The sequence below is a fragment of the Colwellia sp. MB3u-41 genome, assembly GCF_014076845.1.
In the GTDB taxonomy this organism is placed as follows: Bacteria; Pseudomonadota; Gammaproteobacteria; order Enterobacterales; family Alteromonadaceae; genus Colwellia_A.
In genome coordinates, this window is record NZ_JACGUT010000010.1 from 33,113 (window position 1) to 47,081 (window position 13,969).

The window sequence follows — 13,969 nt, forward strand, 5'->3', positions numbered from 1 at the left end:
AATGATAATCATTATTATTTGAGTTGTTGTTTATGACCCTTTCACAATTAACGCGTACCCAGCGAGCGGTGATCAGAACGTTACCGACAAATTTCGATTTAACGTCAAAGTTAATCGAGCAAGGATTTGCGTTGAAAACTGAAATATCATTAGCCCATAAAGCTCCATTTAATGGGCCACTTGCCTTTCACCTTCATGGTACTAAGATTTGTTTAGCGCCTAGTATTGCTCAACAAATAGGTATAGAAATAGTCTAATGTCACAAGCTTTACATTTGGCTCTAGTTGGTTTTGCCAACTCAGGAAAAAGCACTTTTTTTAATGCCTTAACGGGTGCGAAACAACAGACTGGAAACTGGACTGGTGTTACTGTAGCGACAAAGCAGCATCATTTTTCATTTAATAATAATCAAGTTTTACTCTCAGACTTACCTGGTATTAGCTCTCTTGCAACCCGAGCTGAGCAAAGTAAAGATCTGACTATTACCCAAGACTTTCTTAAAAATAAAGGCATTGATTGTTTGATCAATGTTGTTGATGCGACGCAATTAAAGCGCCAACTGTATTTAACCACACAATTACTTGAACTCGGTTTACCCTTATTACTGGTTATCAATAAATCAGATCGCAAAGAAGCTCAAACAGTTAACACCGATATTTTAGCCAAAGAACTGGGCTGTAAAGTTATTATTGCCAATAGTTTAGCTAAAGATACTTTAAAGAAAGTTGAAGAGGCTTTACTTGAATTACCTAAAGCGACTCAACGTCCTAAAAAATTAATTTTATCAGCAAGCATTGTTAGTAAACTTGCTGATCAAAATTCAACTGAAGCCTTGATTGACCTTGAATGTGGCTCTTGTAATGATCAAGGTGCTTGTCAGCAAACGAATACTGATGCTATTAGTATTATGCAGGCGCGCTATGAATTCATTCAGCAATTATTAATTGATATTAAAAAAACTCTGCCACACTCAAAAAAAGAACCTGCGATAAGTTTGAGTGATCGCCTTGACCATTTTATTCTTCACCCTTGGTTAGGTGTTCCTGTTTTCCTGGGTATGATGTACTTATTGTTTATGTTTGCTATTAATGTAGGTAGTGCTTTTATTGATTTTTTTGATATTTTAGCTGGCGCTATTTTTGTTGATTACCCTCTACATTTTTTATCCAGTTTTGATTTACCTCAGTGGCTGCTCACTCTCATTGAAGGCGCTGGTTTAGGTATTCAAACCGTTGCCACCTTTATTCCGATTATCGCTTGTTTATTTATTGGTTTATCGATTTTAGAAAGTAGTGGTTACTTGGCGCGTGCTGCCTTTGTTGTTGACAGTGCTATGCAAAAAATTGGTTTACCCGGCAAAGCTTTTGTCCCTTTAATTGTTGGTTTTGGTTGTACTGTTCCTGCGGTTATGTCAGCACGAATTCTTGACAGTGAGCGTGAACGTATCACTACGATAATGATGTCGCCGTTTATGTCATGTGGTGCGCGTTTACCCGTATATGCGTTATTTGCGGCTGCATTTTTTCCTGACTCAGGTCAAAACTTAGTTTTCCTACTGTATTTAATCGGAATAGCCGCGGCTCTTTTTACCGGCTTCTTATTAAAGCATACGGTATTAATGGGTAAAAACTCTGTTAATATTATGGAATTACCGCTTTATGAAATACCTAAACTTTCTTATCTTGTACATCGTGTGTGGCAACGTACTCGTTCATTTATTTTGGGAGCGGGTAAGACGATTGTTTTAGTGGTTTGTGTCCTTAACTTCTTTAACTCATTAGGTACTGATGGTCAGTTTGGTCACCAAGACTCTCAAGAGTCTGTATTAAGTAAAAGTGCTCAGGTTGTTACCCCTTTACTTGCACCGATGGGAATTAAGGAAGACAACTGGCAAGCAAGTGTCGGTATTATTACGGGTTTGTTTGCCAAAGAAGCGCTAGTGGCTACTTTTAATAGTTTGTATACTGATACAAATGCTGAGAACGAGGCATTAAAATCGATGCCTGAACTGTGGAATGATGCAATAGATTCAATAAAAGAAAACTTATTAGGTATTCAAGCTGACGACCCTTTAGGAACTGATATTGGAGATGTATCAAACTTACATACTGCAGCAGAACAACAGGGTGTTAACGAGGGAACCTTTACGGTTATGCAAGCGGCATTTGCCGGAAAAATTGGGGCATTTAGTTACCTGTTATTTATTCTACTGTATACACCTTGCGCAGCGGCAATGGGTGCAATTAAAAGTGAAGTAGGAACTCGTTGGGCTTCCTTTGCAGCTTTATGGAGTTTTTCACTTGCCTATTTGGCGGCTACATTCACTTACCAAGTGGCTACCTTTATTGATAATCCGTTGTCAGCGGGCGTTAGTATATTGGTCGTTATTGGTGTTTTTGCGGCGATATATTATTGGTTAAAACGTTTTGGAAAAAGTATTTTAACAATACCTACGCAGGTTTCTTATTATTAATTGAACTTAGGTTGTTGCTTATTAAATACCGATAATTTATTTATCGGTATTTTTTTGAGCAAAATACTTGTTAGCAAGCTTTGTAGCTAACTGACAAGGCTGAAACGTCTATTTACTGATAGGCTAAAGTTGATTGAGAAGTAAAGTGTTATAAATAGGGAGATAAACTTCAATAAGTAGCTTGAACGAGTAAGAGGTTGAACACTATTTATTAGCAAAGCCAGTCGCCTCACTTTATTATCCTTTTGGTGATGATATTAAAGTCTTTAACGTAAAAAATAAAATGTTTGCGACAATTGCTCATGGCTCTACGGCTAAAAGTGCCAACGTTGATAACCAAGCCAAGCAATACTTTTGGATGAATATAAAGTGTGGGCCAAGCGAAGCCGAAATAATACGTGATATTTTTCCCGCGATTATCTCTGGATATCACATGAATAAAAAAATTGTAACAGTGTCATTTTAGACGATTCAATTTCACAAGGCGAGCTTGAACGGATGATTGATAAATCATATATACTGGTTGTTAGTAAAATGACGAAAAAAGATCAGGCATCTATTTTTCTCCACCTTTGATGATTGCAACAATCGAATAAGTAGTTTATTTTGAACAAGTATTTACCTTAAATGGTAATTTTATTTTACTATTACCGTTCTAGTTAATAAGTGACCATTTGCCTTAAAGTTTTTTTCTATCTTTCGTGGTTTATGCTTAACTAATAGGGATTAGAAAACGCTATTTAATGTGAAGGAAAAAAGTTGAAATATTTATTTTTAATGACTACGGCAATGTTGGTTATGTTTGATGTATTATCGAGTCAATTAATCGTTAACGTTATTGATACTCGGGATAAGGATATCAATGATATTGTTGTATACGCTCGACCAATTGAGGGGATTAAACATTTACCTCTTAATACTAATGCACTTTTAATCAACCAAAAAGATAAAAAATTCTCGCCTTATATAACGGTGCTACAAAAAGGGCAGGCGATTAAATTTGTTAATCAAGATGATATAACTCATCATATATATTCGGTATCGGGTGAAAATCGCTTCGAATTTAAGATTCAATCTGGTGTAGAACAAATGACCGAACCTATGCTAGTAGCGGAAGAAATAGCGATGGGTTGTAATATACATGACTGGATGAGCGGCTATACTTTAGTGGTTGATACACCGTATTATGGAAAAACAGATGATTTGGGACAACTAACCTTTACCCTGCCTCATACCGGTGAATATGTAATTACAGCATGGCACCCGCAATTAGATGTCGAAAATAATACGATCAGTCAATTAGTTACTGTTGATAATTCTATTAATAATGTGACAATTGCACTGCCAAAAAAATTATTACCTATACCTGAACAAAAAGGGCAAGATGAATTCAATTTTATAGAAGAGTACTAATATCAAATGAAGCTTTTAAAAGTACGTAGTTTGCAAAGTAAAATACTTATTCTATTCATATTTCTATTGCTAATTGTGCAATTAGTGTCATTTTTTTCAACTTATCAAGCGAGTCAAAAATTAGAGCGTACTCAATTAAACAATCGTATTATCAATGCGACAAATGTTTTTAAAACTCAAATAAACAATCGACGTTATTATTTATCGGCGTTTGCAGAAACTGCAGCTAAAGATTATGGCTTAAAATCTGTTCTAGAAGAAGATAATAAAAGCTTCTTAATTGCACTTAATAATCACCGAAAAAGGATTAACAGTAATCTTGCCATGGCATTCGATATGGATGGTATTGTGTTTGCACAATTAGTGACTTATAAAACACCAGATGGCAAAGAGAAAGTTAAAATTGGCGCAGGGCAAGGTCAGCTATTTGATCAACAAAATGATTTCATTGACGAAGACAATGCCCAACTAGTTAAGCTTAATGGTCAGTTGTATCAGTTAAGTTTAGCTGCCATTAAAAGTGGCGATCGTACAATTGGCTGGATTGGTTTTGGTTATTTAATTGACACCGAATTGGCACAAGAGCTCGCCAGGCTAACAGATGTCAATATCGCTTTCGCTATTGAATCTGATACAGGTTATCTAATTACTGCGAATTCAGCCGAAGAACGTTATCCCATAGATAGCAATTTGTTTTCAGCGATCATAAAAAAAACAGAGAAACACTATATTTATCAGCAATATTCTCTTGGCTCAGTTGGCAGTGATAAACTCATCGCTTTGTTATTTAAGTCAAAAGTTGATGTTTTGAAAACAGTCGGTGTGCAGTGGGAAAATCTGGTGCTATTGATTACTTTGACACTGGTACTCTCCATTATTAGTGCGTTAGCTATAGCCAAAAGTATTACCCGACCTATTACGCAATTGGTTAGCCAAGTAAAAGCGATTACCCATGGTGATTATGATGGCAATGTAGCGGTTGAAGGAAGTGAGGAGCTTTATCAGTTATCAAACGAATTTAATCATATGACTAAGGCCATTGTATCAAGAGAAGAAACCATTAGTTTTCAAGCATTTCATGACCCACTTTCGAAATTACCTAATAGAAATGCACTCATCAATGAATTGAATAAGCGAAAAGTAAGCAACCTCGATTTTCTCGTGATCCAAACTTGTTTCATAGGTGCAGCAGATATTACCGACACTCTTGGATATAAAGTGAGTGACGATGTGGTATTGCAAGTTTCGAATCGGATGTTGAAAAGCCAATTACCGATTGCCTGTTTTCATTTAGGTAATGAAAACTTTGTATTGCTCGTTGAAAACCAATCCGTGTCACCGTTAATTGAACAGTTGCTAGCTGAATTGAACATTCAATGTCAGTTTGAGAGCATTAGTCTGCACTTACAGTTTGTTATTGGTGTGGCTGTTTCTACATTACATAATGGGCATAATGTCGATGAATTATTACAAAAAAGTAATGTTGCTTTGCAGTATGCAAAAAAGAATAAGAAGAGTTTTCAAATTTACGAGCCACAATTTGATATCAATGCACTTGAACGCTTGTTTTTGACCAACAGTTTAAAGAAAGCGATAGAGCAGAACGAATTGGTATTATTTTATCAACCAAAAATGACTTTGGACACAATGACAATTAGTCATGTTGAAGCTTTAGTGCGTTGGCAACATCCGGATAAAGGGCTGATCCCACCCGATTCATTTATCAGCATCGCTGAAAAAACAGGACAAATGGGGGCGCTAACTCGGTGGGTAACAACAGCGGCAATTAACCAATACGTGAAGTGGCGAAATCAAGGAGTAGATATCAGCATTGCTATTAATATTTCAGCCGAAAATATTTTAGATAAATCATATCCTGATTTCGTTATAGCACTAAAACAACAATATCAATTATCTGATAACGCAATAACGTTAGAGGTTACTGAAGATGCAGTCGTAGCCGACCCTGAAAAAGCGACTGAAATTTTATCTTATTTAAGTGAACAAGGTTTTAAATTGTCAATTGACGATTATGGCACGGGGTATTCGTCTCTAGCGCAGTTGAAACAATTACCGGTACAGGAGTTAAAAATTGATCGCTCATTTGTGCAAAATTTATCAACGGATGAAAGCGATAAAATAATTGTCCATTCAACGTTAGAGTTAGCCCACAATTTAGGACTTTCTGTTGTGGCAGAAGGAATTGAAGATGAACCCACTTTACTCTGGCTTAAATCTCTAGGTTGCGAGTTGGCCCAAGGATTCTTTATAAGTAAACCATTACCTGTCGATACATTAAATTTATGGATGGAAAATACATCTTATAATATCAATAGAATAGAGGCTTAAATGTTAAAATATTCGCTAGCTATCGTTCTCATCCTTATTAGTTCGAAGATTTGGAGCGCAGAATCAACCTTTAAAGGTATTATTGATGTTCGTGCTTATTATGTAAATAACACCCGTCATGCACAAAGCTACCTTCAAGGTGGGTATGGTAAGTTCAGGTATAATGCTGGTAGTGGGCTAGCGTTGGGGCAATTAGGTTTGCAATATCAATTGAGTTGGGATAATAACTGGTCTGCGATGATTGTCGCGAATGCGTTTGCTGACAAAGAAAATATCAACATAGGGCTAACGGAAGGTTATTTACAATATAAAGGTTTACCAAATGTTCAAGGCTGGCGCATTAAATCCAAAATAGGTGTTTTTTATCCTCAAATTAGTATGGAAAATGTCTCAACAGCATGGTCAACACCTTATACGCTAGCGTCTAGCAGCCTAAATAATTGGATTGGTGAAGAATTAAGAAGTACAGGCATAAATTTTACAATAGAAAAATTGGGTAAAGCAACCAAATCACCACATACATTTTCTATGGATTTTGCTTTATTTCAAAATAACGACAGTGCTGGCGCTATGTTAACGTGGCATGGTTGGACAATGGGTAGTAGGCAAACCTTATTACAAGAAAAACTTACGGTACAAAACTTTCCTGCCCGCAATGCAACCTTATCGGAGCAAGCGGCGAACTCGGATCCTTTTATTGAGCTAGATAATCGGTTGGGAGGTCACTTTTCGGTGACATGGCGCTATCAAAATGCACTGAAAGTAAATTTAGGTTTCTATGATAACCAAGCAGAAGAAGGGCTGGTGGAAGAAGGTCAATATACTTGGACGACAACATTTAGCCACTTAGGCATTAAATATAAAGTAGCGCCTCAATGGGAAATTATCGGACAATATATGCAAGGTAATACTGATATGAAATCTCCATACGGTGTAGATATTGTTAACGGAAAATTCAATAATGCTTTTGTGCTCATTAGAAAAAAATGGCAGAGCAGTCACTTGGCATTTAGGTTAGAACATTTTGATGTTGATGATCGAGATGATACTTTGGGTGACAACAATAATGAGAGTGGTAACGGAGCTTCTCTTGCGTATCGTTACAAATTAACCCAACATAGCTTTGTAATGGTAGAATATAACTGGCTCAAATCAGATAGGCCTTCACGCCATTACGAGCACCAAGCGGTTGAACTTATTGAACGCCAATACCAATTAGCCTACCGCTATTATTTTTAGTGGTATTTAAAATAATAGCGGTAGCGATTACATCAATAAAAAGAATGGGAACCGTGTTATTTTAGGCGATTCAGTTCCACAAGGCGGTCTTTAACGGATAATCGACAAGTCATATATGCTGGTTGTTAGTAAAATGACTAAAAAAGATCAGCTATCGATTTTTGTGCATTTATGATGTCCCTGAAACCTAGTCACTGAACTAAATCTCAAGGCATATTTATAAATCTAACCAAACGTTGATCTTTAATCGTTAGACAATCGTATTAGATAATTGAATGTAATGTGGAGGTTTATTATGATAAATACATTAACTAGCAGTAGCCAAGTTACGATACCTACTATTATTGGTGTAGCCGAATCGACTCACTATCTTGTTGGGTCTGTTGATTCACTCAATAATTTTATTGGTTTAAACCAATCTAAAGATGTTGCTGTAATGGGGTCTTTAGTTGAAGCTAAAAATTACCTGAGAGATAATAATATATTTAACGCCGCACTAGAGTATCAATCAGCCTATGATGAAATGTGTGGTACCAGCAGCAGTAGTGGTCGCTGCAGCCAAATGATTAAGTTTTAACTGATGAAAGATAGACAATTAACACTTAGAGATTTTTTAGAAATTTATGATTTTGTCACCAAAGAGGGAATTAAACTCGATGGTGTATATAAGCATTCGGGTATTAAGGCGTGGCACGACTTTGATGGCTATACTTGTTGGTTGGGTTATAAAGATTTAACAATAACCTTGCTATTTCATGGCAGGTTTTCCATAGAATATGAACATAAAGACACACTTGAATCCTTCCATAAAATAGCGAATAAATTTACTGTTAGCTAGTAACTTTAATTAAAAACGGCAATTTGTACTTGCCGTTTTCATTTACAATTTACCTTTTCTTTCTATTACCAATTTATAGACTTACCCTCCCAATCAAGATAACTCAACGTATTATCTATTGGTGTATTCTCTACAATGTTCAGTAGTTGTTTAGCAACAAATTCGCTGGTAAAAAGCTTTTCTGGTGGAACATTTTTCTGAAATGGTTTAGATAAAGGCGTGTCTGTAGTACCGGGATGGAACGAAATAAGTTTTATATTTTTTGCTCTTCTCGCCAACTCTATTGAGGCAGTTTTAAGCATCATATTTAGTGCTGCTTTTGAAGCTCTATAGCTGTACCAACCCCCTAAGTTATTATCACTTATGCTGCCAACTCGGGCACTAAATACTACAAATTTACAGGGTGACTTCCTTGTCAGTATTGGTGTCAACTTTTGTACCCATAACATCGGTGTTAGTGTGTTTGCACTAATCACTTGATGAAATGCTTGGGCATCGAAGTCCTCTAGACGCTTTTCAGGCTGAAAATCTTCACTATGAAGTATGCCATTACAAATAAAAACCTGGCTTATTGGCAGGTCACTATGGGCCGCTATTTCGGCTACAGCTATATCAATTGATTGCGGCTGATAATCTTTTACTTTTATGTATTTAGCGTTAAGTTCATTAACAAATTTTTCTTCATTATTCACCTCTCGACTAATAAGCACAAGCCCAGTGTCAGCTGTGTTGTTTATTTGGGTCGCGAGTGCTTTGCCAATGTCGCTATTTGCGCCAATGATCAGTGTTAGTTGATTTATCATAACAAGTTCCAGAATTACAGTTTGTGGTTTTTATGCCAAAAATTTTGGCGAGAAGCGCAGATATTTGATGACGATATTTTGCGAGCCCTAAGTAAATCCAGTGACTTAATGTTTTAAATACTGGCCAATTAAGTGGTGCTACCCAAAAGCCTTTACCAACAAGTGTCCAAGCGCGATGTGTTACTTCTAATCCCAGTAACACTTTGCCATTGAATGTTGCATGTAATATTTTCATTGCAGCCGAAAAGTCAATCCTAGGGTAGAGTGATTGAAAATTTTTCTGGTGAATATCCACCAAAAAGATGACGTTATCTTGATCGTATCTTTTGAGGTGAATCATCTCAGTTGCACACATTGGGCAATTGCCATCATAAAATATTGTTAGCATGGGGATTCCTAAATTTTGTTGTGTGTTTATGTTAATAAAACCATAAAAAGTAAGCTGTAATATGGAGTGAAACAACAATCAATGTTAGCCAAAATCGCATTCTCATATAATTTGCGTTCAGAGTATTCTGTTGAGTATCCTTAGCTGACTTTTGTTCGTAAATAAACAGGAATAAAAAACTAAATACTAAAATAATCAGCGCAAGGTCAGGTGCAATAAGTAAGGATGAAAATGCCATTAAGCTTAATGTATTACTCGTTATTTGCTGACTTATATGGTGGTCGTCTTTACGCCATAATGTACCTGCAATAAAACTAACAATAATAGCGCTGTATGCTACAAAAGCCTGTTGAGCAGTAATATTTGGGTTTTCCGCATTAACGCTTAAATATAAAAAGGCTATAAAAGGAAGTAAACCCAGGTACCCAAGTAGTTGCCAAACTTTCATTTTTCTTCCTTAAATATTAGGTAATCTTTGCATTAATTACCGTTTAGCTATTGACCGTCAAGAGGTATTTTTGATGGCAGACACTCAGGTTTGGCATAACTCAACCGAGATAATCGCTGACTTTTGTGGTAACCGTCTAAACCTGATATTGCAACCGTATTTAATGACTCGATATCAATGTAACCGTCTTTTTTAAGCGCTGCTGCTTCACAAAGTATATCTGTTATTTCACCAATAACTAATTGGGTACCATTGAGTTGAATAGGCACTATATCGCGTAGTATTAACGCGTATTTCAGTCGGCTCTCCTTAACAAAAGGTACTTCGATACCGTCAATATCATAGGGGGTTAAGCCCGTTTGTTCGAACTCACACTGGTCAGCGTCATACCGAGCCGAGGTTTGATGCGCTTCTTGCCAGAAACCCTCACTGACTTGGTTTATCGTAAATTGTTTAGTTTGTAGGATATTCTCTAGTGTATGTCTTTGTACACTGTCTGGTCGGGTAATAAAGCCGACCAGTGCTGGAGACGAACCAAGGTGAACAACAGAACTGAACATCGCCAAGTTGTTTTGGTTTTTCTCGTTGCGCGTACCAATGAGGTTAGCACTCTTAAAACCAGACAAACTATTAACTAGTTGAGCACGGTAGCGAGCGTTCATGTGTAGCAGTTCGTCATGACTGAAGTGTTGCATTTCAATTTTACCTTATTGTCTTTCTACATATAGGTACGTAATTAGCACGAGTCGCGATCACCTGCGGACATATTTTAATCGTTGTTTGCACTAATAATAAATTCTATGGGTATATTTTGCTGATATGATATTTTCAATCAAGTGATTGCACCTTTTTAATCATCATTACAGGTTACTAAGATAATTTAGCGATAAATTAAACCTAATTTCAATTTAAAACGTATAATTTATTAATTATAAGGATAAATGATGATAATTAAATAATGAAAAACATCCATAAAATCTTAATATTAAGTCTATTTTTTCTGCCTTTTTACACCTTCTCAGAGCAGCAAATAGCCTCAGTAACGCGAGAAAAAACCACGGGTTTTTTATATGGTGTTGGTCTTAGCGTCAACAAAGAAATATACAAAGGTTATAGCTCACGTACGATGCCTCTTCCTTTGATTGGTTACAAAGGAGAAAATTTATCGATATTTGGGCCTTTTGTAAGTTATAAGTTAAAAGAAGTTAATCGTTTTACAGTATCAGCGAAGCTATCACCAAGGTTTCAGGGGTTTGATGAATCTGACAGTTATATTTTCAAAGGAATGGAAAAAAGAAAGAATTCTTTAGATGCGGGTGTTAGTGTCGATTATCAAAAAAATGATTGGAAGATTGGGATCTCGTCGATGTTTGATATGTTAAATAGATCGAATGGTTTTGAAATCAAATCGAGTTTTGGCCGTATTTACAAGTTTGGCCCTGTATTCCTTGAGCCTTCAATCTCATTGAGTTTATTAGATAAAGATCATGTTGATTATTATTATGGCGTATCAAAGTATGAAATTAATCAAGACAGAACTGTTTACAGCGGTAAAAGCGCACTTAATAAAAGTGCAGGGCTTTCAATCGCTACGCCTATTTTATTCGGTGGCTATACACGGTTGAATATTGAGTATACTTGGTTTGATGAAAGTATTACCCAAAGCCCTTTAGTCGACAATGAGACCAGTATAAATCTGCTGCTACTATTTACGAAAAATTTCTAATAGCTATCTGCAGTCACTGACGTTATTTATACTCGATTGTGTGCAGCTAAGCTTTTTTGCTAAGTAAAGCCGTAGCCTTTGCGCCAGTTTACTGCCATATCAGCATCAGAAAAACTCGTCTTTCAAAGTTGCCATGTATCTTAATAACCATTTTATCGAGATACATTTTTTTTAAAATCGATTTACTGTAAACCTGAGCTGATTTCTCTAAACCATTATGAATACAAAAGGTTGTTAAATCAGTAACAACAGGAAAAATTTCAGGTACGCTAATTTCCCAATCATTGAGAAATACCAAGTGTCCCCATGAAGGTTTATCCAATAGTTTTACTTGTGCTGTAAATGCTGCTAAAAAACTCTTGCTCACTCTTTATTCCAGGAACCCGTTAAGCGCGCGATAATTATATTATTACTCACGTGTAATTTAAATTCCCCATGAGGTGCAAAATAATGGGTCGTTGTTAATCCAGCGTTATCCTAGAAGTTGTTTTTATTGAGTCTAGCGTATTCATTTCACCTTCCACCTTAGATATTTGATATCCATACTGTTTGATAGGGTGTTAATACCAGTTCTTGTGTTAACTCTGTTATTTTTTCATGGGTAATGAGTTCAAGCCAAGAGTCGGTAATAATTAAATTTAGCTCACTTAATGGCAATACAACAGGTTGGTCAGATATATTACTCACACAAAATACACTTTGTTTTCTGTCTTTACTTTGCCGCCAAAAACCAAACAGTTGTAAGCCTAAGTGCAACGTGAATTGCGTTGCATTTGGGTGAAAAGCTGATTGTTTAATTCTTATGTCCAATAAAGACTTTAGGGTTGAAAGTACTTTAGCGTGGTGTAAATCTTTATCAGCAAGAGCTTCTTCTAAAGCATCTACATGCCAGCGACGTCTGTTAATTGAACGATTGTGATGAGTGTTTGCTAGTTTTTGATAATCATTTTTTGTCCCCAGCATACTGTGTATGTAAATCCCAGGGGTCCCCTCAAGCGCAAACATTATCGCGTGCGCACAAATAAAACGTTCAAAATTCCACTTATCTTTACCATGCACCGTACCTTGCAATGCATCATAAAGTGCAATATTCATTTCATAGGCTTTTTGTTCACCGGTGTCTGAGGTACGCCATGATATTTTTCCACCAAAACACTCTACCGTATGTACTAAGGTATTAAGTTCTCTTTCGCTTAATAAGCCTTCTGCTGGACGTAACCCAATACCGTCATGCGAAGCTATAAAGTTAAAATACATGGTGCCATCTTGCGAAGGTGGCATGCTCATAAGCCAACGTTTTAAATATAAACAACTACCGGTTAGCAAGGTGTTTAGCAACAGCGGCGGTAATGAAAAGTTATAGATCCCGTGGGCTTCGTTGGCATTACCAAAATAAGTGAGGTTCTGTGTGTTGGGAATATTGGTTTCAGTAATGATAATGGCGTGTTGTTCTGCTGATTCAATAAGGGTTCTGAGTAACCGGACAACTTCATGGGTTTGAGATAAGTTAATACTGGGTGTGCCGACGACTTTCCACAAAAAGGCGATGGCATCTAAACGAAAAATTTGTACTCCTGCATCAATATATTGCTTAATTATTGAGGTAAATGCTTTTAATACTTCAGGATTACGAAAGTCAAAATCAACTTGGTCGTGGCTAAAAGTGCACCAAACGAATTTCTTCCCCTTACCTGTCTCTACTTCTTTTAAAAGTGGAGATGTTCTCGGGCGAACAACGCCGGACAAGTTATCGTCAGGAAGTGCAGTAAAGAAAAAGTCACTACCTTGGCCTTCACCTTTAATAAAATTGTCAAACCAGGCACTGCGACTTGAACAATGATTAATAACAAGATCAGACATCAAGCGATAATTTTTACTTATCTGCGTGATATCTTGCCATGCACCCAACGATTCGTTAACGGATGAATAATCGATAACAGAAAAACCATCGTCAGAACTGTAAGGGAAAAAAGGTAAGATATGCACGCTATTAATTGTTTTGCTAAGCGTATTATCAACAAAGTTTTTTAAGGTTTTTAGTGGTGCTTCATCTGCCTTAATGATGCTGTCGCCATAGGTGATTAGAACAATATCTTCTTCTGACCAATGGTTGGTGAAAGGTTTTGCTATTACTGCCTTTCGAGATAGCGCCATGATATCAAGCAGGGATTGCGCAATATCATCAAACGACTGTTCAAGTGGAACATCATGATAAATAGTTGCAAGCTGCTGAACTAACTTATCTTTTAATGGTTGTTTTAACGGATTGACTGGCGTTGGCATAATGCACCT

At 36.6% G+C, this 13,969-nt stretch carries 15 protein-coding genes; 9 read left to right on the plus strand and 6 right to left on the minus strand.

From position 1 onward, the window contains the following. Positions 1 to 32: 32 nt before the first annotated feature. The 8 genes from H4J73_RS00465 (at position 33) to H4J73_RS00500 (ending at position 8,312) form a co-directional block, all read left to right on the plus strand. Entirely contained in the window at positions 33 to 257 is a 225-nt protein-coding gene (locus tag H4J73_RS00465) for a FeoA family protein (RefSeq protein WP_070375663.1), read from the plus strand. Beyond that, a complete protein-coding gene (feoB, locus tag H4J73_RS00470) occupies positions 257 to 2,473 on the plus strand; it encodes a ferrous iron transport protein B (protein WP_182178997.1) in 2,217 nt (738 codons plus the stop codon). Before H4J73_RS00465 ends, feoB begins: the two co-directional genes overlap by 1 nt. A gap of 256 nt (positions 2,474 to 2,729) precedes the next feature. After that, positions 2,730 to 2,939 carry an MmcQ/YjbR family DNA-binding protein gene (locus H4J73_RS20730; RefSeq protein ID WP_310649637.1) on the plus strand — a complete coding sequence of 70 codons (210 nt, stop codon included), beginning with the start codon at positions 2,730 to 2,732 and terminating at the stop codon, positions 2,937 to 2,939. Positions 2,940 to 3,232: 293 nt separating this feature from the next. Continuing rightward, positions 3,233 to 3,886, plus strand: coding sequence for a hypothetical protein (locus H4J73_RS00480; RefSeq protein ID WP_182178999.1), 654 nt, complete (start codon positions 3,233 to 3,235; stop codon positions 3,884 to 3,886). A gap of 6 nt (positions 3,887 to 3,892) precedes the next feature. Further along, entirely contained in the window at positions 3,893 to 6,235 is a 2,343-nt protein-coding gene (locus H4J73_RS00485) for an EAL domain-containing protein (RefSeq protein ID WP_182179001.1), read from the plus strand. Beyond that, positions 6,236 to 7,474 (plus strand): outer membrane beta-barrel protein, encoded by a 1,239-nt coding sequence (locus H4J73_RS00490; RefSeq protein WP_182179002.1) that lies wholly within the window; start codon positions 6,236 to 6,238, stop codon positions 7,472 to 7,474. A gap of 295 nt (positions 7,475 to 7,769) precedes the next feature. Next, positions 7,770 to 8,051: a DUF6482 family protein gene (locus H4J73_RS00495; RefSeq protein WP_182179004.1), complete on the plus strand. Its 282-nt coding sequence runs from the start codon at positions 7,770 to 7,772 to the stop codon at positions 8,049 to 8,051. A 3-nt stretch (positions 8,052 to 8,054) separates the two neighbouring features. Then, complete coding sequence (locus H4J73_RS00500; protein ID WP_182179006.1) at positions 8,055 to 8,312, plus strand: DUF3081 family protein; 258 nt, start codon at positions 8,055 to 8,057, stop codon at positions 8,310 to 8,312. A gap of 65 nt (positions 8,313 to 8,377) precedes the next feature. On the opposite strand, the gene H4J73_RS00505 is transcribed toward H4J73_RS00500, so the two are convergent. The 4 genes from H4J73_RS00505 to H4J73_RS00520 are packed head-to-tail and all read right to left on the minus strand — an operon-like array spanning position 8,378 to position 10,646. Beyond that, positions 8,378 to 9,115 carry an SDR family NAD(P)-dependent oxidoreductase gene (locus H4J73_RS00505; protein WP_182179008.1) on the minus strand — a complete coding sequence of 246 codons (738 nt, stop codon included), beginning with the start codon at positions 9,113 to 9,115 and terminating at the stop codon, positions 8,378 to 8,380. After that, positions 9,078 to 9,503 (minus strand): thiol-disulfide oxidoreductase DCC family protein, encoded by a 426-nt coding sequence (locus H4J73_RS00510; protein ID WP_182179010.1) that lies wholly within the window; start codon positions 9,501 to 9,503, stop codon positions 9,078 to 9,080. The genes H4J73_RS00505 and H4J73_RS00510 overlap by 38 nt, the downstream gene beginning before the upstream one ends. A gap of 31 nt (positions 9,504 to 9,534) precedes the next feature. Continuing rightward, a complete protein-coding gene (locus H4J73_RS00515) occupies positions 9,535 to 9,951 on the minus strand; it encodes a DUF3429 domain-containing protein (RefSeq protein ID WP_182179012.1) in 417 nt (138 codons plus the stop codon). 47 nt (positions 9,952 to 9,998) lie between these two features. Further along, positions 9,999 to 10,646 (minus strand): flavin reductase family protein, encoded by a 648-nt coding sequence (locus tag H4J73_RS00520; RefSeq protein WP_182179014.1) that lies wholly within the window; start codon positions 10,644 to 10,646, stop codon positions 9,999 to 10,001. Positions 10,647 to 10,909: 263 nt separating this feature from the next. Here H4J73_RS00520 and H4J73_RS00525 point away from each other — a divergent pair, with 263 nt between their 5' ends. Further along, positions 10,910 to 11,677, plus strand: coding sequence for a MipA/OmpV family protein (locus H4J73_RS00525; protein ID WP_182179016.1), 768 nt, complete (start codon positions 10,910 to 10,912; stop codon positions 11,675 to 11,677). Positions 11,678 to 11,765: 88 nt separating this feature from the next. On the opposite strand, the gene H4J73_RS00530 is transcribed toward H4J73_RS00525, so the two are convergent. Together H4J73_RS00530 and H4J73_RS00535 are read right to left on the minus strand one after the other, a co-directional pair. Further along, positions 11,766 to 12,044: a hypothetical protein gene (locus H4J73_RS00530; RefSeq protein WP_182179018.1), complete on the minus strand. Its 279-nt coding sequence runs from the start codon at positions 12,042 to 12,044 to the stop codon at positions 11,766 to 11,768. A 158-nt stretch (positions 12,045 to 12,202) separates the two neighbouring features. Then, positions 12,203 to 13,960: an alpha-amylase family glycosyl hydrolase gene (locus H4J73_RS00535; RefSeq protein ID WP_182223842.1), complete on the minus strand. Its 1,758-nt coding sequence runs from the start codon at positions 13,958 to 13,960 to the stop codon at positions 12,203 to 12,205. Positions 13,961 to 13,969: the final 9 nt, after the last annotated feature.

Coding starts and splice junctions, on each gene's coding strand:
- H4J73_RS00500 (WP_182179006.1), top strand. CDS start 8,055: ATGAAAGATAGACAATTAACACTTAGAGATTTTTTAGAAATTTATGAT.
- feoB (WP_182178997.1), top strand. CDS start 257: ATGTCACAAGCTTTACATTTGGCTCTAGTTGGTTTTGCCAACTCAGGA.
- H4J73_RS00535 (WP_182223842.1), bottom strand. CDS start 13,960: ATGCCAACGCCAGTCAATCCGTTAAAACAACCATTAAAAGATAAGTTA.
- H4J73_RS00515 (WP_182179012.1), bottom strand. CDS start 9,951: ATGAAAGTTTGGCAACTACTTGGGTACCTGGGTTTACTTCCTTTTATA.
- H4J73_RS00505 (WP_182179008.1), bottom strand. CDS start 9,115: ATGATAAATCAACTAACACTGATCATTGGCGCAAATAGCGACATTGGC.
- H4J73_RS00520 (WP_182179014.1), bottom strand. CDS start 10,646: ATGCAACACTTCAGTCATGACGAACTGCTACACATGAACGCTCGCTAC.
- H4J73_RS00510 (WP_182179010.1), bottom strand. CDS start 9,503: ATGCTAACAATATTTTATGATGGCAATTGCCCAATGTGTGCAACTGAG.
- H4J73_RS00495 (WP_182179004.1), top strand. CDS start 7,770: ATGATAAATACATTAACTAGCAGTAGCCAAGTTACGATACCTACTATT.
- H4J73_RS00465 (WP_070375663.1), top strand. CDS start 33: ATGACCCTTTCACAATTAACGCGTACCCAGCGAGCGGTGATCAGAACG.
- H4J73_RS00525 (WP_182179016.1), top strand. CDS start 10,910: ATGAAAAACATCCATAAAATCTTAATATTAAGTCTATTTTTTCTGCCT.
- H4J73_RS00490 (WP_182179002.1), top strand. CDS start 6,236: ATGTTAAAATATTCGCTAGCTATCGTTCTCATCCTTATTAGTTCGAAG.
- H4J73_RS00485 (WP_182179001.1), top strand. CDS start 3,893: ATGAAGCTTTTAAAAGTACGTAGTTTGCAAAGTAAAATACTTATTCTA.